Origin of the sequence: Streptomyces sp. NPDC021224 (assembly GCF_044332905.1) — a bacterium.
Classification (GTDB): Bacteria; Actinomycetota; Actinomycetes; order Streptomycetales; family Streptomycetaceae; genus Actinacidiphila.
In genome coordinates, this window is the sequence record NZ_JBIRPW010000003.1 from 303,428 (window position 1) to 322,824 (window position 19,397).

General features: G+C 73.7%; 14 protein-coding genes. 3 read left to right on the forward strand and 11 right to left on the reverse strand.

All coding sequences use genetic code 11. From position 1 onward, the window contains the following. Positions 1 to 92 precede the first annotated feature (92 nt). Positions 93 to 932: a helix-turn-helix transcriptional regulator gene (locus ACH4PY_RS09820; protein ID WP_398178250.1), complete on the reverse strand. Its 840-nt coding sequence runs from the start codon at positions 930 to 932 to the stop codon at positions 93 to 95. 154 nt (positions 933 to 1,086) lie between these two features. Between ACH4PY_RS09820 and ACH4PY_RS09825 the strand changes: the two genes are divergently transcribed. After that, positions 1,087 to 1,860 (forward strand): SDR family oxidoreductase, encoded by a 774-nt coding sequence (locus tag ACH4PY_RS09825; protein ID WP_398178253.1) that lies wholly within the window; start codon positions 1,087 to 1,089, stop codon positions 1,858 to 1,860. Between the two features lie 7 nt (positions 1,861 to 1,867). Here ACH4PY_RS09825 and treY read toward each other — a convergent pair whose 3' ends face one another. Together treY and glgX are read right to left on the reverse strand one after the other, a co-directional pair. After that, entirely contained in the window at positions 1,868 to 4,321 is a 2,454-nt protein-coding gene (gene treY, locus ACH4PY_RS09830; protein WP_398178256.1) for a malto-oligosyltrehalose synthase, read from the reverse strand. A 71-nt stretch (positions 4,322 to 4,392) separates the two neighbouring features. Beyond that, on the reverse strand, positions 4,393 to 6,531 hold the full coding sequence (gene glgX, locus ACH4PY_RS09835) for a glycogen debranching protein GlgX (protein WP_398178258.1): 2,139 nt from the start codon (positions 6,529 to 6,531) through the stop codon (positions 4,393 to 4,395). 315 nt (positions 6,532 to 6,846) lie between these two features. On the opposite strand from glgX, the gene ACH4PY_RS09840 reads away from it, so the two are divergent. Beyond that, positions 6,847 to 8,088, forward strand: a complete 1,242-nt coding sequence (locus ACH4PY_RS09840; protein ID WP_398178261.1) for an SAV2148 family HEPN domain-containing protein — start codon at positions 6,847 to 6,849, stop codon at positions 8,086 to 8,088. Between the two features lie 135 nt (positions 8,089 to 8,223). Beyond that, complete coding sequence (locus ACH4PY_RS09845; RefSeq protein ID WP_398178264.1) at positions 8,224 to 8,928, forward strand: exonuclease domain-containing protein; 705 nt, start codon at positions 8,224 to 8,226, stop codon at positions 8,926 to 8,928. Positions 8,929 to 9,038: 110 nt separating this feature from the next. Here the strand turns inward: ACH4PY_RS09845 and ACH4PY_RS09850 are convergent, their stop codons facing one another. From ACH4PY_RS09850 to ACH4PY_RS09885, 8 genes are all read right to left on the reverse strand, one after another. After that, complete coding sequence (locus tag ACH4PY_RS09850) at positions 9,039 to 10,544, reverse strand: MFS transporter (protein WP_398178267.1); 1,506 nt, start codon at positions 10,542 to 10,544, stop codon at positions 9,039 to 9,041. Between the two features lie 294 nt (positions 10,545 to 10,838). Then, the gene (locus ACH4PY_RS09855; RefSeq protein ID WP_398178270.1) at positions 10,839 to 11,702 is read right to left on the reverse strand and encodes an aminoglycoside phosphotransferase family protein; all 864 of its coding nucleotides are present in this window, start codon (positions 11,700 to 11,702) and stop codon (positions 10,839 to 10,841) included. Between the two features lie 187 nt (positions 11,703 to 11,889). Next, positions 11,890 to 12,930, reverse strand: coding sequence for a sigma-70 family RNA polymerase sigma factor (locus ACH4PY_RS09860; protein ID WP_398178273.1), 1,041 nt, complete (start codon positions 12,928 to 12,930; stop codon positions 11,890 to 11,892). Positions 12,931 to 13,043: 113 nt separating this feature from the next. After that, a complete protein-coding gene (locus tag ACH4PY_RS09865) occupies positions 13,044 to 15,299 on the reverse strand; it encodes an MMPL family transporter (protein ID WP_398179287.1) in 2,256 nt (751 codons plus the stop codon). Between the two features lie 241 nt (positions 15,300 to 15,540). Continuing rightward, on the reverse strand, positions 15,541 to 16,320 hold the full coding sequence (locus ACH4PY_RS09870; protein WP_398178276.1) for a sirohydrochlorin chelatase: 780 nt from the start codon (positions 16,318 to 16,320) through the stop codon (positions 15,541 to 15,543). Next, entirely contained in the window at positions 16,317 to 17,276 is a 960-nt protein-coding gene (locus ACH4PY_RS09875; RefSeq protein WP_398178279.1) for an ABC transporter permease, read from the reverse strand. The genes ACH4PY_RS09870 and ACH4PY_RS09875 overlap by 4 nt, the downstream gene beginning before the upstream one ends. Next, a complete protein-coding gene (locus ACH4PY_RS09880; RefSeq protein WP_398178282.1) occupies positions 17,263 to 18,057 on the reverse strand; it encodes an ABC transporter ATP-binding protein in 795 nt (264 codons plus the stop codon). Before ACH4PY_RS09880 ends, ACH4PY_RS09875 begins: the two co-directional genes overlap by 14 nt. A 49-nt stretch (positions 18,058 to 18,106) precedes the next feature. Beyond that, entirely contained in the window at positions 18,107 to 19,261 is a 1,155-nt protein-coding gene (locus ACH4PY_RS09885; RefSeq protein WP_398178284.1) for an aliphatic sulfonate ABC transporter substrate-binding protein, read from the reverse strand. Between the last annotated feature and the right edge of the window lie 136 nt (positions 19,262 to 19,397).

Sequence of the window (19,397 nt, forward strand, 5' to 3'; positions counted from 1 at the left end):
CTGCCTCATCCGGTGGGCGCCGCGACCTTCCCCCGGTGGGGGCCCAGCCCCCACCGGGGGAAGGCCGTGGGCACCACCGCACGTGGCAGGGCCTACGCGTTCGGCCCGCGCAGCGAGGGAGCCGACCAGCTGGCCAGGAGGGCGAGGCGGTCGGCCGTGGGGGAGCCCGGCGGGGCCGTGTACGCCACGAGCGTCTGGTCGCCCTCGCCCGGCAGCGCGAGCGTCTCGTAGGACAGGCGCAGTTCCCCGGCCACGGGGTGGTTGATCCGCTTGACGCCGTACGTCTTCTCCCGCACGAGGTGGTCGGCCCACAGCCGGCGGAAGGCCTCGCTCTTGAGCGACAGCTCGCACACCAGCGCGGCGAGCGCCTCGTCCCCGGGGCGGCGGCCGGCGCCGAGCCGCAGGTAGCAGACCGTCTCCGCGGCGACCGCGGGCCACTCCGGGAAGAGTTCGGGGGCCTGCGGGTCGAGGAAGACCAGCCGCGGCATGTTCCGCCGCAGCGGGTCCGCGGTGAAGCCGTGCAGCGCGTCGCCGAGGGCGTTCCACGCCAGGACGTCCATGCGGTGGTCGAGCACCATGGCGGGGCAGTCGGCCATCCGGTCCAGCAGCAGCTGCACCCCCGGACGCACCGCGTCGGACGCGGGGACGGGGGCCGGGCCCCGGCACGGCCGGGCGAGCGCCAGCAGGTGCGCGTGCTCCGTGGCGTCGAGCCGCAGCACGCGCGCGACCGCGTCGAGCACCGCGTCCGACACGTTCTTGCCGCGCCCCTGTTCGAGCCGTATGTAGTAGTCGACGCTCACCCCCGCGAGCTGCGCGACCTCTTCCCGGCGCAGCCCCGGCACACGGCGCCGCCCGTACGGCGGCAGACCGACGTCCTCCGGCTGGATCGCGGCCCGCCTGGACTGCAGGAAATCCCCGAGCGTGTTGTCCATGCCAGAACCCTAGACGCACCCCCGCGCCCGATCCTGGTACTGCCGGACCCAGGTTCAGCTCAGCCCTGGGTGGGTGTCGCGGGGCCGCGCACAGTGGATCCCGTCAGCAGGACGAGCACCCGGCACACGGGTCACTTTCGGGGAGTCACTTCTCATGAGCATCTTCGGTTTCGAACGCCTCACCGGTCGTACCGCCGTCGTCACCGGCGCCGCCAGCGGGATGGGGGAGGCGACCGCGCGGCGGCTGGCCGCTCACGGGGTGCGGGTCGCGCTGCTCGCCCGGCGCGCCGAGCGGCTGGACGCGCTCGCCGGGAAGATCGCCGCGGACGGCGGCCAGGCGCTCGCCGTCGCCGCGGACGTCACCGACCCGGCGTCGGTGCGGGCCGCGGCCGGGCGGGTACGGGACGCGTTCGGGGCGGCCGACCTGGTGGTGAACTCCGCCGGGGTCATGCTGCCGAACCCGGTCGACGCGGGCCGCACGGACGAGTGGGCGCGGATGATCGACACCAACCTGGGCGGCGCGCTGCACGTCATCGACGCCTTCCGCGACGACCTGCTGGCGGCCGCGGCCGAGGGCCGTCCCGCCGACCTGGTGAACGTCTCCTCGATCGGCGCCCACGTGGTCTTCCCGAACTACGCGGTCTACGGCGCCACGAAGGCCGCGCTGACGCAGCTCTCGGCGTCGCTGCGTACGGAGTTCGGCCCGCGCGGGGTGCGGGTGAGCAACATCGAGCCGGGACTGACCGACACCGAGCTGGGCAGCCACATCGACAACGCGGAGCTGTCGCAGGCGCTCGACGGCATGTTCGAGGCCTTCGGGCAGGCGCTGACGGCCGACGACGTCGCAGACCTGATCGCGTACACCACGAGCCGTCCGCGGCACGTCAACCTGCGGCAGCTCGTCGTCCTGCCGACCGTCCAGGCGTGACGGGCGCTCACTCGCGGGTCAGCAGCTCCACGGGGGAGTCCGCGAGCAGTTCGGCGAGCGGCACCCGGCCGGTGTACACGGCACCGGTCAGCCGGCTGCGCCAGCGGCCGGGCGGCAGCGGCAGCACGGTCCCGCGCCAGCCGTGCGCCTCCTCCAGGCGGCGCGACAGCCGGGTCACCGCGGTGAGCGCGCCGCCGCCGCGGACGAAGGCCACGCAGTGCGCGGCGGCCGGGCCGTCGGCGGCGAGCGGGTCGTACGCGGCCTGCGGGCCGTACCAGTGCGGGTTGTCGCGGCGCAGCCGCAGCGCCACCGCGGTCAGCAGCAGCTTGGCCTCGTCGCCGTTGCCCGGCGGGCGGCCGTCCAGCAGTTCGGCGAGGGCGCCGGAGGTGCCGGAGCGCCGGCCGTCGCCGGACGGCCCCGTCATCGGGGCGCGGTTGTCGGGGTCGACCAGCGTGTGCACGGGGAATTCGGTGCCCTGGTAGACGTCGGGCACGCCCGGCATCGTCAGGTGCAGCAGCGCCGCGCCCAGCGTGTTGGCCCGGGCGTACGGCTGGAGCCGCCCGGCGAACTCGCCGATGTCGTAGACCTGCGGCCCGCACGGGCCGTGTGCGACGAAGTCGGTGACGGCCTGCTCGTAGGCCGCGTCCTGCTCGGTCCACGTGGTGTGCAGCCCCGCCTCCCGGACGGCCTTCAGCAGCGCGGGCACCAGCCGGTCGGGGTGGCAGAAGCCGAGGCCCAGTCCCGTCTGGTAGGCGGTGTACTGCACCTGCCGGTCGGGTGCGGGCGGGCAGGACAGCTGCTCCTCGCGGGCGTCGCGCTCGGCCATCCACGAGGCCCACGCCTCCGGCATCTCGGAGAGCACCGCGAGCCGCAGCCGCAGGTCGGCGCTGCGCTTGGTGTCGTGCGTGGAGAGCACCGTGCCCGTCGCGGGCCGCTCGCGCAGCAGGCCCGCGCAGAAGGTGTGGAACTGCGCGGGTGCGGTCGCGGGGGCGGACGGGTCCCGGCCGACCTCGCACAGCGGGAGCAGCGGGGTGTAGCGGTAGAAGGCGGTGTCCTCCACCGACTTGGCGTGCAGCGCGGAGGCGACCTGCGCGAAGCGCGCCGCGAAGTCCGCGGCGTCCGCGCCCTCGCCGCCCGGCGCGGGGCGGGCCAGCGCGAGGTCCCGGACGAAGTCCACCGCGCCGCCCAGGCCCGGCGCCGCCTCGGCGGCCTCGCGCGCCGCGCGCTCCATCATCGCCTCGTCCCGCGCGGAGGCGGGCCCCGCGGGCGGCACGTACGGGCGGTAGACGGGCACCCGCACCAGCAGCTCGCGGATCGCGTCGTCCAGCACCTCGCGCCGGTAGGGCGGGGCGCCGGGGACGGCCGCGCGGGCGCGTTCCGCGGCGCGGCGCAGCCGGGCGACCTCGGCGGCGAGGTCGTGGGTGACGACCCGGTGGGCCGCCCGCCGCACGGTCGGCTCCCAGCGCCCGCCGCGGTCGTCGTCGGCGCCGGTGTAGGAGCGGTGGAAGTCGGCGAGGCGCTCGGCGCCGGCCGGATCGGTGAACAGGCCGTCGATCCGGTCCAGCGCGTCGTAGCCGGTGGTCCCGGCACAGGCCCAGTCGGCGGGCAGCGGCTCGTCGCGCTGGAGGATCTTCTCCACGACCGTCCAGCGCCCGCCGCTCGCCTCCGCGAGCCGCCGCAGGTACCCGGCGGGGTCGGCCAGGCCGTCCGGGTGGTCGACGCGCAGCCCGTCCACGACCCCGTCGCGCAGCAGCCGCAGCACGGTCGCGTGCGTGGCCGCGAAGACCTCCGGGCGCTCGACACGCACCGCGATCAGGTCGGAGACGGTGAAGAACCGGCGGTAGTTCAGCTGCGTGCGGGCGGTGCGCCAGTAGGCCAGGCGGTACCACTGGGCGTCCAGCAGCTCCGGCAGCGGCAGCTCCTGCGTGCCGGGGCGCAGCGGGAAGCGGTGGTCGTAGTAGGCCAGGACGGTGCCGCCCGCGGCCTTGTCCCGCACCACCGACAGCTTGTCCGCCGCGTCGGGCAGCGGCTCGCCCAGCACCGGCAGCAGCAGCCGCCCGCCGAGCGCGGCCCAGTCGATGTCGAACCAGTCCGCGTACGGCGACTGCGGGCCGTCGCGCAGCACCGCCCACAGCGGGCTGTTCAGATGCTCGGGGGCCGGGACGGCCATGTGGTTCGGGACGATGTCCAGGACCAGGCCGAGCCCGTGCTCGCGGGCCGTGCGGGACAGCTCCCGCAGGCCCTGCTCGCCGCCCAGCTCGGCCCGTACCCGGGTGTGGTCGACCACGTCGTAGCCGTGCCCGGACCCCGGCACCGCCTCCAGCACGGGCGAGAGGTGCAGGTGGCTGACGCCGAGGTCCTTCAGGTACGGGACGGCCCGCGCGGCCTGCGCGAAGGTGAAGCCGGGCTGTACCTGGAGCCGGTACGTTGCGCTCGGCGGCGCCGCCGCGGTGTGGGTCATGCCCTCCCTTCTACCCGGGATCCGCCCCTTCTGCCCCTTGAGCCGCCGCCCGGACCTTTCGGCCGCGCGGGTCAGTCCGCCGGGCGCTGGAGGACGACGAGGCTGCGGTCGGCCAGGAGCAGGCGGTCACCCGCGGCGACCCGCTCGCCCGTACCCGGCGCGACGCCGTCCGGGCGCTCCGTGTCGACGATGAGCTGCCACTCCTTGCCGTGGTGGGCGGGGACCAGGAATTCCTGGGGGCGGGGGGCCGCGTTGAACATCAGCAGGAAGGAGTCGTCCGTCACCCGTTCGCCGCGCGGACCCGGCTCGGAGATCGCGTTGCCGTTGAGGAAGACGACGAGCGAGCGGGCGTGCGCGGCCTGCCATTCGCGCTGGGTCATCTGGGTGCCCTCCGCGGTGAACCACGCGATGTCGGACAGCTCGTCGTGGGTGCCCTCCACGGGCCGCCCGTGGAAGAAGCGGCGGCGGCGGAAGACGGCGTGGTCGCGGCGCAGCCACACCATCCGGCGGACGAACTCGTGCATCCGGTGCGCGTCGTCCGCCTCGTCGTCGGTGCCCGCCTTGCCGGGCCAGGCGATCCAGGCCAGCTCGTTGTCCTGGCAGTACGCGTTGTTGTTGCCGCGCTGGGTGCGGCCGAACTCGTCGCCGTGCGAGAGCATCGGCACGCCTTGCGAGAGCATGAGCGTGGCGACGAAGTTGCGCATCTGCCGCTGCCGCAGCGCGTTGACGCGGCGGTCGTCGGTGGGGCCCTCGGCGCCGCAGTTCCAGGAGCGGTTGAAGCTCTCGCCGTCGCTGTTGTTCTCGCCGTTGGCCTCGTTGTGCTTCTCGTCGTACGAGACCAGGTCGCGCAGGGTGAAGCCGTCGTGGCAGGTGACGAAGTTGATGGAGGCGAGCGGGCGGCGGCCGTCGTCCTGGTAGAGGTCGGAGGAGCCGGTGAGGCGCGAGGCGAACTCGGCGAGCGTCGCGCTCTCGCCGCGCCACAGGTCCCGTACGGTGTCGCGGAATTTGCCGTTCCACTCGGTCCACAGCGGCGGGAAGTTGCCGACCTGGTAGCCGCCCTCGCCGACGTCCCAGGGCTCGGCGATCAGCTTGACCTGGGAGACCACCGGATCCTGCTGGACCAGGTCGAAGAACGACGACAGCCGGTCGACCTCGTGGAACTGCCGGGCGAGGGTCGCGGCGAGGTCGAAGCGGAAGCCGTCGACGTGCATCTCGGTGACCCAGTAGCGCAGCGAGTCCATGATCATCTGGAGCACGTGCGGGCTGCGCATCAGCAGCGAGTTCCCGGTGCCGGTGGTGTCCATGTAGTAACGGCGGTTGTCGGCGAGCCGGTAGTAGGAGGCGTTGTCCAGGCCGCGCAGCGACAGCGTGGGCCCGAGATGGCTGCCCTCGGCGGTGTGGTTGTAGACCACGTCGAGGATGACCTCGATGCCCGCCCGGTGCAGCGCGCGCACCGCCGTCTTGAACTCCAGCACCTGCTGCCCGCGGTCGCCCAGCGAGCAGTACGCGTGGTGCGGCGCGAAGAAGCCGATGGTGTTGTAGCCCCAGTAGTTCGCGAGGCCCGCGTCCACGAGCCGGTGGTCCTGGATGAACTGGTGCACGGGCATCAGCTCCAGGGTCGTCACACCGAGTTCCACCAGATGGCCGATCACGGCCGGGTGCGCGAGCGCCGCGTACGTGCCGCGGATCTCCTCCGGAAGACCGGGGTGGGTCATCGTCAGGCCCTTGACGTGCGCCTCGTAGATGACCGTGCGGTGGTAGTCGATGCGCGGTGCCCGGTCGTCGGCCCAGTCGAAGTACGGGTTCACCACGACCGAGGACATGGTGTGCGGGGCCGAGTCCAGGTCGTTGCGCGAGTCGGGCTGGCCGAAGCGGTAGCCGTACACCGCCTCGTCCCAGTCGATCTCGCCGCTCATCGCCTTGGCGTACGGGTCGAGCAGCAGCTTCGCGGAGTTGCAGCGGTCGCCGCCGGCTGGCTCGTACGGGCCGTGCACCCGGAAGCCGTACCGCTGGCCCGGCATCACCCCGGGGAGGTACGCGTGCCGGACGAAGGCGTCGGCCTCGCGCAGCTCCACGGCGGTCTCCGAGCCGTCGTCGTGCAGTAGGCACAGTTCGATACGGGAGGCCACCTCGGAGAAGACGGCGAAGTTGGTGCCCGCCCCGTCGAAGGTCGCTCCGAGGGGGTAGGACTGACCCGGCCAGACTTGCATGTCGAGACTCTTCCGTTCTGTCCGTTGTCCCGGCCGGGCGGGAGCGCCCGGCCACTGGTCCTCGTACCCCGCGGTCCTTCCCGGCTGCGGTGGCGGAGCCGATGCGCTTGACAGTGTGCGGTGCGGTGCGGTTGCGGTGACGAAGCGTCATCTTCGCATCCCGTCCACCCGAGGGTGACACAGCCACAACGGGCTGCGACCGTACGAGTGATGGGGTTGTCCGGTAGTAGTCAAGTAGGGTCGATACTGCTGCGACGGCCCCCGCACCGCAGTACCCTTCCTTGATCGTGGACGGGGGTGGGAGGCGGTGGAGTGGTGACGTCCGGAGGTCTGATGCTCCCGGGAGGCGGTGAGCAGGGTGACCGGCAGGACACCACCGTGGAGGGCGGACCGCCGGCCGCGGTCACCCTCACCCAGCCCATGGAGATCGGCGCGGAACTCGACTGGGGCGCCGACGCCTGGGCCGAGGTCCGCACCCGCGCCCGGCGCGCCGGCCGCGCCTATGTGTGGCTGAACCTGGTCGAGCAGCGGCTGCGGGCCGTCGTCAACGCGGTGCTGCGGCCCATCTACGAGCCCGTGCACGGCGAGGAGTGGGTCGTCGCCGCCGCGGGCCCGGCCGGGCACGAATGGGTGCAGCGCGCCGTGGCCGTCCACGAGGTGAGCCGCCGCAAGGGCTACCTGCTCGACCCCGCCGACGACAACGTCCTGAGCTTCCTGACGCTGCCCCAGCTGCGCGAACTGGTCGTCCAGCACTGGCCGTGCTTCGAGCCCTACTTCGACGACCGCCGCGACCTCGAACTCGCCCTCGACGAGCTGGAGGTGGCCCGGCACGTCGTCTCCCGCAACCGCGCCCTGTCCCGCACCGTCCTGGACCAGGCCGAGCGCGCCTGCGCCCGGCTGCTGGAGCTGCTGGGCGCCGGGGCCGGGCGTGCCGCCTCGCAGCGGCTGCCGGTGGACGCCGTGGAGGAGCTGGTCGCCGACCGCTTCTCGGACGTCGTCGGGGTCTACGCCGACCGGGTGCGCCTGCAGCGGCAGCTGCCCGTCGAGGATCTCTTCGCCGGGGCGCGGCGGCTGGACGCCGTCGGCATCGGGCTCAACCTGCTGGTGCAGAACTACTCCGGACGGCGGCTCATCCGGCTCGCCGAGGACGGCTGCCGGGTGCGGCTGCTCTTCCTCAACCCCGCCAGCAGCGCGGTCCGCCGCCGGGAGCGGGAACTCGGACTCGGACGCGGCGAGATGGCCCGCTCCGTCGAGATGAACATCATGCACATGCGCCGGGTGCGCTCCCGGCTGCGCGACCCGGGCGCCTTCGAGATCCAGGTCTTCGACGAGACCCCGCGCTTCACCGCCTACCTCGTCGACGGGGACAGCGGCGACGGCCTCGCCGTCGTCCAGTCCTACCTGCGGCGGGCCCGCGGCATGGAGGTGCCGGTGATGGTGCTGCGCGGCGGCTCGCGCCGGGTCGTCGCCGACGACCGCCCCTCCGAGGCCGGGCTCTTCGACGTCTACCGCGAGGAGTTCGAGGGCATCTGGACCGACGCCCGTCCCGTCTCCTGAACCCCGCCCGCCTCCCGCCCCGTTACCACGCCCGGTCGGCGCCGCCCCGTGCGGGCGGGCGGGGGAGTGTCAGTGGGGCAGGCGATGATGGCAGGGCACATCGGGGGACAACGGGGCGGGAAGGGGACTTTCGCCATGGTTTGGCATGAGGATCTGCTGGTGGGCTTCGACCTGGAGACCACGGGGACGGACCCGCGGCAGGCGCGTATCGTCACCGCGGCGCTCACCGAGGTGAAGGACGGCCAGCCGGTGCGGCACCGCGCCTGGCTCGCCGACCCGGGGGTGCCGATACCGCCGGAGACCACCGCCATCCACGGGGTGAGCACCGCCCGCGCCACCGCCGAGGGGCGGCCCGCGCCGGAGGTGGCCGCCGAGGTCGCCGACGCCGTCCGCGGGTACTGGGCCGCGCAGGTCCCGGTCGTCGTCTACAACGCGCCCTTCGACCTCACCCTGCTGGACGCCGAGTTGCGGCGGTACGCGCTGCCGCCGCTGGTCGCGCCGGGCGGGCGGCCCGGCCCGGTGGTGGATCCGCTCGTCATCGACCGCGCCCTGGACCGGTACCGCCGCGGCAAGCGCACCCTGGAGGCCGCCTGTGCGGTCTACGGGGTGACGCTGGACGACGCGCACGACGCGGGCGCCGACGCCCTCGCCGCCGTCCGTGTAGCCCGCGCGCTGGCCGTGCGCTTCCCCGAGGCCGCCCAGGCCGATCTGTGGGAGCTCCAGCACGCGCAGTCCGGCTGGTACGCCACCTGGGCCGAGGACTTCACCGCGTGGCTGCGCCGCCGGGATTCCGCGGCCGCCACCATCCCGGGGGAGTGGCCGCTGCACACGGCGGCCTGAGCGGGCCCCCGTTCGGGTGGTCCGGGAGTGCGCCACTGGCCGCGCGCCGGGTGGACGGCCAGCGACCGGCTCCGCCGCGGGGTGGCGCGCGAAGGATGCTCCCGGTGGGGTCAGTCGGCGGTGGGCGCCGCGCCGTCGGCCGGGTCGGCGGCGGGGGCCGCTCCGGGACGCCCGGCCGGTACGTCCTCGGTCTCGCCGCCGGCCGCCGCGTCCGGCTCCGGGCCGGGGCCGAGGACCAGCAGCGCCACCGGCACGCACAGCGCGGCCAGCCCCGCCGCGCCCAGGAAGGCGCTGTGGAAGCCCGCGTTGACCGCGTCCGCGGGGCTGCCGCCGTGGTGGTGGGAGGTGCGGGTGTTCGCGACCGCGGCCAGCACCGCCACGCCCAGGCCCGCGCCGAGCCGCTGCGCGGTGTTCACCACGCCCGACACCACACCGGTCTCGGCGGGGTCCGCCGCGCGCATCGCGGGCAGCGTGGAGCCCACGAAGCACGCGGGCAGCGCCACGGCGAAGACCAGCGCGGCGGGCAGGAAGTCCGTCATGTAGTCCGCGTGCGCGGGGATCCGGGAGAGCAGCAGCAGCGCCACCGCCAGCAGCCCCGCCCCGCCCGCGAGCACCACCCGCGGGCCCGCCGCCTTCAGGACCGGCGGCAGTGCCAGCCGGGCCACCGGGATCGCCACGAGCGCGAGCGGCAGCACCGCGAGGCCCGACGTGACGGCCGAGTAGCCGCGCACCTCCTGGAAGTACAGCGACAGGAAGACGAAGACCGGCACGTGTGCCGCGCCGACCAGGAAGTTCGCCAGCGCCGACCCGGTGATGCCGCGCACCCGGAAGATCCGGAAGGGCAGCACCGGCGTCCCCGCCCGCCGCTCCACGGCCACGAACGCGGCACCGAGCAGCACCGCGACCCCGGCCAGTATCCGGTGCAGGGTGTCCAACGAGCCCTCCGCGCCCTTGGTCACCACGTACACCAGCAGCAGCAGGCTCGCGGTGCCGGTGACCATGCCCGGCAGGTCCAGCTCGCGCCGCCGCACCGCCCGCAGGTGGATGTCGTCGCGCGGCAGCAGTCGGCCGCTCGCCAGCAGACCCAGCACCCCGATCGGCACGTTGACCAGGAAGACCCAGCGCCAGCCGAGCCCCGAGACGATCACCCCGCCGACCGCGACCCCCGCCGCCCCGCCGACCGCGCCCATCGCGCTCCACACCCCGAACGCCCGCCGGTACGCCTCCGGCTCGGTGAACACCGCGGTGAGCAGGGCGAGTTCGGCAGGGATCAGGATCGCGGCGCCGATCCCCTGCGCCGCACGCGCGGCGATCAGCGCGGTGCCGCTGCCGGTGAGACCCGCGAGCAGGGAGGCCCCGGTGAAGACGGCGAGCCCGGTGCGGAACATCAGCCGCCGCCCGAGCCGGTCGGTGGCGCGGCCCGCACCCAGCTGGAAGCCGCCGAAGGTGACCTGGTAGGCGCTGCTGACCCAGACGAGCGTGGCCACGCTCAGGGCCAGCGCCTTGCCGATGCTCGGCATCGCGAGGTTGGTGACGGACGAGTCCAGGAAGACGATCAGCTCGACGCCGGTCAGAAGTAAGAGCGTTCCGGTGCGCGCGGTGCGCTTTTCGGGCATGACGGATCCCCTTTCCCGGGTCCCCCGGTCGGCCCGGGGCGGGCCCCGCCCTAATCTTTACACCGCTGATAAGGTTAGGTCCATGAGGATGCGCATCCCGCGCTGCACAACCGTTTTCGGGGCGCGTGGGGGTACCTCCCGGGCGAAGCTCCGGGGGAGAACTGCGGCGAGCAGCCCACCACCGGCCGGTGGTCCGGAAGCGACAGCAGCTGCCCCCTCGGGGCCGGTTGACGACCCGCGCCGACCAAGAACGCGTGCCCGGTGCCGCAGCCGCAGCGCCCCGCAGGGGAAAGGTCAGAAGGAGAACCAGCGGACGGTGGGGTCGCCGGCGCGGAGCGAAGCGACGCGGCGGCGGAATTCCGTGCCGGCGGCCGGATTCGCCGCGGCGTGCTGCGCGACCCACGCGCACCCCGCGGTCTCCCGCGCCCCGCGCAGCGCCTCGCTGCCGTCCCACTCGGCGACGTCCCAGCCGTACGCGGCGGTGAAGGCGGCGTATGCGTCGGGGGTGACGCCGTAGCGGTCGCGGTCGAGGGTGTGGACGACGAGGTCGTGCTCGCGCAGGTCGGAGGAGAAGGTCTCCAGGTCGACCAGGACCGGGCCGTCGGGCCCGATGTGGACGTTGCGCGGCAGCGCGTCACCGTGGATCGGGCCGCGCGGCAGCATCGGCACCAGTTCGGCGATCTCGGCCGCGTGGCGGTCGCGCCGGGTGCGCAGGAAGGCCGCGTCGGCGGGGTCGATCGCGTCGCCCGCGAGCCGCAGCCAGCGTTCGACGCCGCCCAGCAGGTCGCGCGGCGGCAGCCCGAAGTCCGGTTCGGGCAGGGCGTGGACGCGCAGCAGCAGCGGGGCGACGTCCGCGGGTTCGGCGGGGCGCAGCGACTCGGGCAGCCGCTGCCAGTACGTGACGGGGTGGCCCTCGACGAGCCGTACCTCGGATTCGGCGGAGCGCACCGCGGGCACGTCGTGCTTGGCCAGCCAGTCGGCGGTGCGCACCTCGCGGCGGGCGCGGTCCAGCAGGTCGGCGCCGCGGCCGACCTTGATCACCAGCCGGCCGGCGGCGTAGACCGCGTTCTCACCGAAGGAGATCAGCTCGGCCTTCGGGTGCCCCGCGGCGTCCAGTACCGCACGTGCCCGCTCCTGCGAGAACACCGCTTCCGCCACGCCCCGACCCTCCGCGCTCCGCCCCGCGGGCAGCCTCCGCCGCCCCGCCCTGTGCATATGCCACCGGCATCACCGGTGTTACGGCTCAAGGCAAGTCTTGCACTCCGGCGCCCGCACTTCGCGCCCCTTTGCCGCCGAACTGCTCAGAATACGTACCCGGCAATGACCGGAATGCACTCCCGGCGGTTCAGCCGTCCGCCGCGGCGGGCAGTTCCAGCGGCAGGCCGAAGAGCGGGAAGAGCCGGTCGGCGTCGTGGTACGACGTCATCGTGCTGATCCGGTCGCCGGACATCTCGATGACCTGGAGCGCGAACGCCCGGAAGCCGCCCTCCGGCGTGGGGCGGTACTGCGCGAAGCCGGGCAGGCCGCTGGCCGCGACCGGCACGACGCGCGAGCCCGCGCACCCCGCGCCGACCGTGCCCATGAACTCCCGTATGTCGTCGTGGCCCTGCACCCACATCGGGAAGGGCGGCATGTTGAGGACCGCGTCCTCGTGCAGCAGTGTGGTGAGGGCCTGGAGGTCGTAGCGCTCGAAGGCGTCGACGTAGCGCGCCAGCAGGGCCTCGTGCTGCTCGTCGAGCTCGGTCCCGCGGGGGTCGGCCTCCGTGGAGGCACCGGCCTCGGCGAGGGTGGCGCGGGCGCGCTGGAGCGCGCTGTTGACCGACGGCACGCTCGTGCCGAGCAGTTCGGCGGTCTCGCTGGCCTTCCAGGCCAGCACCTCGCGCAGGATCAGCACCGCGCGCTGCCGCGGCGGCAGCAGCTGGAGCGCGGCGACGAACGCCAGCCGCACACTCTCCCGGCTGACCACCACGTCCGCCGGGTCGCCGCCCTCGGGGAGCACCCGGCCGTCGGGCGCGGGCTCGACCCACATCCCCTCGGACGTCGGGTCGGGCAGCACCGCGTCGGCGTGCGAGGCGGGGGACAGGTCCATCGGGCGGGCGCGGCGCTTGCCCGCGTTGAGGCTGTCCAGGCACACGTTGGTCGCGATGCGGTAGAGCCAGGAGCGCAGCGAGGACCGGCCCTCGAAGCGGTCGGCGCCGCGCCAGGCCCGTACCAGTGTCTCCTGCACCGCGTCCTCGGCCTCGAAGGCCGAGCCCAGCATCCGGTAGCAGTAGCCGGTCAGTTCCACCCGGTGCTGTTCGAGACCGCGCTCGACCTCGGCGGCGCCGGGCGCCGCCTCCGCCGTCGCCGCGGTCGTTCCGCTTGCGCTGCTCTCCCGTACGGTCATGTCTCCCACCGTAACCGCGACCACTGACAGCGCCCCCGTACCGGCTCGGTACGGGGGCGCGTCGGCGCTCGCGGCGGGGGCCGCGCACCGTGGTCGGGGTGCGCGGCCGCAGGTCAGCGGTGGCTGTCCGCCCCGGCGAGCTGGGGCACCGGCTGCGGCTCGGCGGCCGGCGGCTGGGGCAGCGCGGATTCGTCGTGGGTCATGTCGGGCAGCCGGTTCATCCAGCGCGGCAGGTACCAGTTGCGGTCGCCCAGCAGCGTCATGACGGCCGGCAGCAGCACCCCGCGGATCACGGTGGCGTCGATCAGCACCGCGAAGGCCAGGCCGACGCCCATCTGCTTCATGCTCTGCATCGACAGCGTCCCGAAGATCGCGAAGACCGCGACCATGATGACGGCGGCGCTGGTGACGACGCCCGCGGTGGTGGTGATGCCGTGCTCGATCGCGGCCTTGGTGGACAGGCCGCGGGTGCGGGCCTCGCGGATCCGGGAGACCACGAAGACGTGGTAGTCCATGCTCAGCCCGAAGAGGATCACGAAGAGGAAGAGCGGCAGCCAGGCCACGACCGCGCCGGTGCCGTGCGCGCCGACCAGCGAGGCGCCCCAGCCGTGCTGGAAGACCGCGGTGAGGATGCCGTAGGCGGCGCCCACCGACAGCAGGTTGAGCACGATCGAGGTGATCGCGATGGTCAGCGACCGGAAGGACAGCAGCATCAGCAGGAAGGCGAAGACGGTCACGAAGGCGAAGACCGGCGGCACACTGCTGGTGATCTTGTGGGTGAAGTCCATCGAGCCGGCCGTCTCACCGGTGATCGGCGCCTGGACCCCGGGGATCTTGCCGAGGGTGTCGGGCCGCACGTGGTCGCGCAGCGTCCTGACGTTGGCCTCGGCCTTGGCGCGGTCGCTGCCGCCGGCCAGCGGGACGTCGATCCGGGCGACGTTCTGCGCGCCGTGCACGGTGACCGTCACCGGGCCCTTGCTGGCGCCGGAGGAGACGGCCTCGGCCCGGAAGTCGGCGATGGCCTTCTTGACCTGGGGGGCGTTGATGTCCGCGGCCTTGACCACGACCTGGGCGGGTGCCGGGCCGCCGGGGAAGGCGGCGTCGATGTGCTCGTAGGTCTGGATGATCGGCAGCCCGTCGCCCAGCTCCTGCTGCATCGACAGGTTGGCGGTCTTCATGCCGAACGCGGGCAGTGCGACGACCAGCAGCGCGCCGCCGGCGATGACGGTGGCCGCCTTGGGGTGCCGCAGCACAGGGCGCAGCACGGTCCGCCACACCCGGCTGGTGCGGGGCGCGGACGGGCGTCCGGCGGCCTGCTTGCGGCCGCGGCCCAGGAACGGGATACGGCCCTTCTCGACGCGGTGGCCGAGCAGCGACAGCAGCGCGGGCAGCACGGTGACGGAGCCGGCCATCGCGAGGGCGACCACGATCATGGTGGCGACGCCCATCGCCTCGAAGTCGCCGATGCCGGTGAAGAGCATGCCCGCCATGGCCACGATCACGGTGATGCCGGAGATCAGCACCGCCCGGCCGGAGGTGGCCGCGGCGATCTTCAGCGCGGTCTCCGGGTCGTGCCCCGCGGCCCGCTCCTCGCGCTCCCGGCGCAGGTAGAACAGGCAGTAGTCGACGCCCACCGCGAGACCGACCAGCAGCATCACCGAGTTGGCGGTGTCGCTCATCGGCACCCAGTGGCTGACCAGCGCCACCACCCCGCCGGCCGCGACGAAGGCCGTCATGGCCAGCAGCACGGGCAGCAGCGCGGCGACGAGCGCGCCGAAGGCGATCAGCAGGATGCCCAGCGCGAGCGGCACCGCGGAGTATTCGGCGGTCTTGAAGTCGGTGCCGAAGGCGTCGTCCAGCACCTTGTTGGCGCTGGCGTCGCCGAACTCCTCGATGCGCAGGTCGGAGTGCTCGGCCTGCACCTTCTTCACCGCGTCCATGACCGGCTCGACCCGGTCGCCCGCGGTCTTCTCGTCGCCGAGCATGTCGAACCGCACGAGCGCCGAACGCCCGTCCGCGGAGATCGACTTGGTGTCGTACGGCGAGGTCACCGCGGTGACCTTGCCGGTGCCCCTGACCGCGGTGACGACATCGCCGACCGCCGCCCGGAAGGCCGGGTCGGTGGCCTTGACCGTGCCGCCCTCGGCCTGGACGATCACCATCTCGCCGGCCGGCGACTTCAGGCCCGCGTCGTCGTTGATGGTGGCGGCCTGGTTGACCTCGCCCGCCATCGACTTGTCCTGGTCCACGTCGACCCGGCCCGCCGCCTGGCCCGCGAAGACCGCGAGGACGACCAGGAGCAGCCAGCCGCCCACCGCCGCCCAGCGGTGCCGGGCGCTCCAGGCGCCCATGGCCGCCGCTATTCCCATCCTGCTGCCGTGTGCGCGTCCGCGACTCACGGTGTCCCCCTTGTCAGGTGTCAGGTTCGTAGGTCCGTGCCGGGTGGCGGCGGGTGCCGCTCCGTCCACGAATGACGCTACGGGCCTGCGAGGGGCCCACCCATCCGGCTGACCGGTGACTTCGGGGAGGGCGCTCTCCCCCTTGGGGGTGGGGCTAACCCCACCCCCGCCTGACGCGTGCCCCTTACACCTAGGAGGCCGGACGCCCTGCTCAGGCCGACAGCAGCTGCCCGGCGGCGGCCGGCCGCCGCGCCTGGTCGTAGCGGCGCAGCAGCAGCGCGGCCAGCTCGGGGGCGTCGCCCAGCACCGGCGCCAGCAGGTCGGCGCCCGCCTCGCGTGCCCCGCGGGCGATGCGGTCCGGCAGGAAGCCCGGCGCGACGACGTACGGCGCGACCGCGACCTGCCGCACTCCGGGGACGGCCCGCAGCTCCCGCACGGCGTCCTCGGCGCGGGGCAGGGCGGCGGAGGCGAACGCGGGCCGCACGGCGCACCATCCGGTGTGCCGCCACTCCCGCGCGACGGCTGCGATCACCGCGCCCGCCTCCGGATCGGTGGAGCCCGCCGACGCCAGCACCAGGCCGGTCGACGGGCGGTCGGCGGGCCGCAGGCCCGCCTCGGTGAGCCGCCGCTCCAGGGCGGCGGTCAGCAGCGGTGAGGGGCCCAGCACCTCGGCCGTGCGCAGCCGCAGCGAGGGCAGCGCGGCGGTGGAGTCGCGCAGCACCGCGGGGATGTCGGTCTTGGCGTGGAAAGCCCGGGTCAGCAGCAGCGGCAGCGCCACCGCGTCCCGTACCCCGTCGGCGGCGAGCCGGCCGACGGCCTGCGGGACGGACGGGGCGTTGAAGTCCAGGAAGGCGGTGTCCACCCGCAGCCCCGGCCGGGCCGCCGCCACCCGTCGCGTCAGGGCGTGCACGGTCGCGGCGTGCCGCGGGTCGCGCGAGCCGTGCGCGATGACGAGCAGCGGCGGCCGGCTCGGGCCGGGGCGCACGGTCACTGGCTCCGTGCGGTCAGCCCGCGCGAGCGGAGCACCCAGCGCTCCAGCGGGCTGAAGACGATCAGGTCGATCGCGATGCCGACGACCAGGATCATCAGGATGCCGAGGAAGACGCCCGCCATGTCGGAGGCCTCCCGCATGTTCTCCAGGTAGCGGCCGAGCCCGACCCCGAGGTCGGGGGAGGACGCGATCAGCTCGGCGGCCATGAGCGAGCGCCAGGAGAAGGCCCAGCCCTGCTTGAGACCGGCGACGTAGCCCGGCAGCGCGGCGGGCAGCAGGATGTACCACGCCCCGCGCAGCCCGGTCGCGCCGATGGTGCGTCCGGCCCGCAGGTACAGCGGCGGCACCTGGTCGATGCCGGCCACCAGGCCGTTGGCGATGGACGGCACCGCGCCGAGCAGGATCACCGCGTACATCGTGGAGTTGTTCAGACCCAGCCAGATCACCGCGGCCGGCACCCACGCCACCGACGGCAGCGACTGGAGTCCGGACAGGATCGGCCCGATCGCCGCCCGCACGAACGGCACCCGTGCGACCACCAGGCCCAGCGGGGTGCCGATGACCAGCGCGGCGGCGAAGCCGAGCAGGCCGTGCGACACGCTGGTCCAGATGATGTCGAAGAGGTCGCCCGCCTGCCACCGCGCCTTCAGCTCGTCGGCCACGGCGGAGGGACTCGGCAGCTTCGTCTGGTCGGCGACGTGCCCCCACACCGCGAGCTGCCACACCACCAGGACCAGCACGACCGCCAGGACCGGCGGCAGCGCCTTCTTGACCAGCACCTGGCGCAGGGTCGCGCGCTCGACGACGACCGCGTCCAGCGCGTCCAGGCCCGCCTCCAGGCCCGACAGGTCGCTCTCGCCGGACCGCTCCCGGGCCTTGTGCGGCGCCTTGTCGAGGGGGCCCGCGGTGTCCTGCGGGCCCGGACCGGGGGTCGGCTCTGTCTCAGTGCTGGCCATGGCGGCGGATCTCCCCACGCAGTTCCTCGGTGATCTCGACGGACAGGTCCGCCACGGCCGCGTCCTCGATCCGCCGCGGCTGCGGGATGCCGATCCGCCACTCGCGGTTGATCCGGCCCGGCCGGGAGGACAGCAGCACGACCCGCTCGGCCAGCCGCACCGCCTCGCGCACGTTGTGCGTCACGAACAGCACCGACAGACCGGTCTCGGACCAGATCCGGGTCAGCTCGTCGTGCAGCACGTCCCGCGTGATGGCGTCCAGCGCCGCGAACGGCTCGTCCATCAGCAGCAGCCGGCTGTCCTGGGCGAGCGCGCGGGCCAGCGCCACGCGTTGCCGCATGCCGCCGGACAGCTCGTGCACCCGCTTGCCGTACGCGCCGCCGAGCCGTACCAGCGACAGCAGCCGCTCGGCCTCCGGGCGCCGCTCCTCGCGCGGCAGACCGCGCAGCCGCAGCGCCAGCTCGATGTTCTTGCCCGCCGTCAGCCACGGGAAGAGCGCGTGCTCCTGGAACATCAGGGCCGGCCGGCCGCCGGGAGTCGTGATGCTCCCGGCGGACGGCTTGTCGAGTCCGGCGACCAGGTTCAGCAGCGTCGACTTGCCGCAGCCCGAGGCGCCCAGGAGGCAGACGAACTCGCCGGGGGCGACATCGAGCGTGATGTCGTCCAGCACGAGCTGCCGGCCGCCGGGCCCGCCGAAGGCCTTCGAGACGTGGTCGAGCCGGGCCGCGTGCGCGGCGCTCTCCACGGCCTGCTCCCCGGCACTGGTGAGGGTGTCGGCCATGTCACCTCCTGGGATTCTCGGTTCGGTTGTCACGCGGACCCGCGGCCCGTCACTCGCTGCCGAGGCCGGCGGCGCTCACGGCGGGCTGTCCCGCGGCCTTGAGCACCTTGTTGAGCAGCGTCAGGTCGTAGATGCCGTCCAGCTTCGGCTTGTCCAGCAGGCCCGCGGCCACCGCGTGGTCGGCCTCGGTCTTGGCGGTCGAGGCCAGCGGATCGTCGGTCACCTGCAGCGAGGCCCACGCCGGGTCCAGGATGTTCGCCGGCAGCGCCTTCTGCGTCAGCCGCTCCAGCTCGGCGTTGGCGTCCGCCTTGGCCTTGTCGGAGTTGGCCTTGACCCAGGCGTTGGTCTTCACCGAGCCGCGCAGCACCGCCTCCACCACGTCCGGGTGCGCGGTCAGGAACTTCTGCGACACGATCACGTTGGTGATCACGAACAGCTTGTTCGGCCACAGCGTGCTCTCGTCGAGCAGCACCTTGGCACCCTCGCTCACGAGCTTCGACGCGGTGGGTTCCGGCACCCACGCACCGTCGATGGAGCCGTTCTTGTACGCGTCCGGGGTGATCTTGTTGTCGGTGCGCACCACCGACACGTCGCCCTTGCCGGACTGCGCGTCGACCTTCCAGCCCTGGGTGGATATCCAGTTCAGCAGCGCCACGTCCTGGGTGTTGCCGAGCTGCGGGGTGGCGATCTTCTTGCCCTTGACGTCCGCGAGCGTCTTGATCTTCTGGGGGTTGACCACGAGCTTGACGCCGCCGGACGCCGACCCGGAGATGATCTTCAGGTTCTTGCCGTCGGACTTGGTGTAGCCGTTGATCGACGGGGAGGGGCCGATCCAGCCGATGTCGATGGACCCGGCGTTGAGCGCCTCGATCTCGGCGGGACCCGCGTTGAAGGTGGCTTCCTTGATCTTGGTGTCGCCCAGCTCCTGCTGGAAGAAGCCCTCCTTCAGCCCGACCAGCGCGGTGGCGTGCGTCAGGTTCGGGAAGTAGCCGATCTTCACCTGGTCGGCGGAGAGCTTGGCGGCGGGGGTGCCGCTGCCGGACGCCGCGGCGGCCGGCGAGGAGTTGTCGTCGTCCGACTTGTTGTCGGAGCCGTAGCCGCAGGCGGCCAGCGAGCCGAGGAACAGCGGGAGGGCGGCGGCCACGGCGATGAGTCTGTGGCGGCGGGCGGTGGGGCGGGACGCGGGTCGGAGGTGCGCAGACACGGGTGTGTCCTCTCGTCAGGCCCGGCGTGTCGCGCGCTAGGGCGCGGCCGGAAGCTCGTCAGGTCTTCGAAAGCGGTGCATCGGGGCGCGCGGAGCGCGCATGGGGCGTGCGCCGGCGGCCACGGTCTTGCCGTGG

What these genes read in the sequence shown, in the direction of transcription:
- ACH4PY_RS09820 (WP_398178250.1), bottom strand. Translation starts at nt 932, where the DNA reads ATGGACAACACGCTCGGGGATTTCCTGCAGTCCAGGCGGGCCGCGATC.
- ACH4PY_RS09825 (WP_398178253.1), top strand. Translation starts at nt 1,087, where the DNA reads ATGAGCATCTTCGGTTTCGAACGCCTCACCGGTCGTACCGCCGTCGTC.
- treY (WP_398178256.1), bottom strand. Translation starts at nt 4,321, where the DNA reads ATGACCCACACCGCGGCGGCGCCGCCGAGCGCAACGTACCGGCTCCAG.
- glgX (WP_398178258.1), bottom strand. Translation starts at nt 6,531, where the DNA reads ATGCAAGTCTGGCCGGGTCAGTCCTACCCCCTCGGAGCGACCTTCGAC.
- ACH4PY_RS09845 (WP_398178264.1), top strand. Translation starts at nt 8,224, where the DNA reads ATGGTTTGGCATGAGGATCTGCTGGTGGGCTTCGACCTGGAGACCACG.
- ACH4PY_RS09850 (WP_398178267.1), bottom strand. Translation starts at nt 10,544, where the DNA reads ATGCCCGAAAAGCGCACCGCGCGCACCGGAACGCTCTTACTTCTGACC.
- ACH4PY_RS09860 (WP_398178273.1), bottom strand. Translation starts at nt 12,930, where the DNA reads ATGACCGTACGGGAGAGCAGCGCAAGCGGAACGACCGCGGCGACGGCG.
- ACH4PY_RS09865 (WP_398179287.1), bottom strand. Translation starts at nt 15,299, where the DNA reads ATGGGAATAGCGGCGGCCATGGGCGCCTGGAGCGCCCGGCACCGCTGG.
- ACH4PY_RS09875 (WP_398178279.1), bottom strand. Translation starts at nt 17,276, where the DNA reads ATGGCCAGCACTGAGACAGAGCCGACCCCCGGTCCGGGCCCGCAGGAC.
- ACH4PY_RS09880 (WP_398178282.1), bottom strand. Translation starts at nt 18,057, where the DNA reads ATGGCCGACACCCTCACCAGTGCCGGGGAGCAGGCCGTGGAGAGCGCC.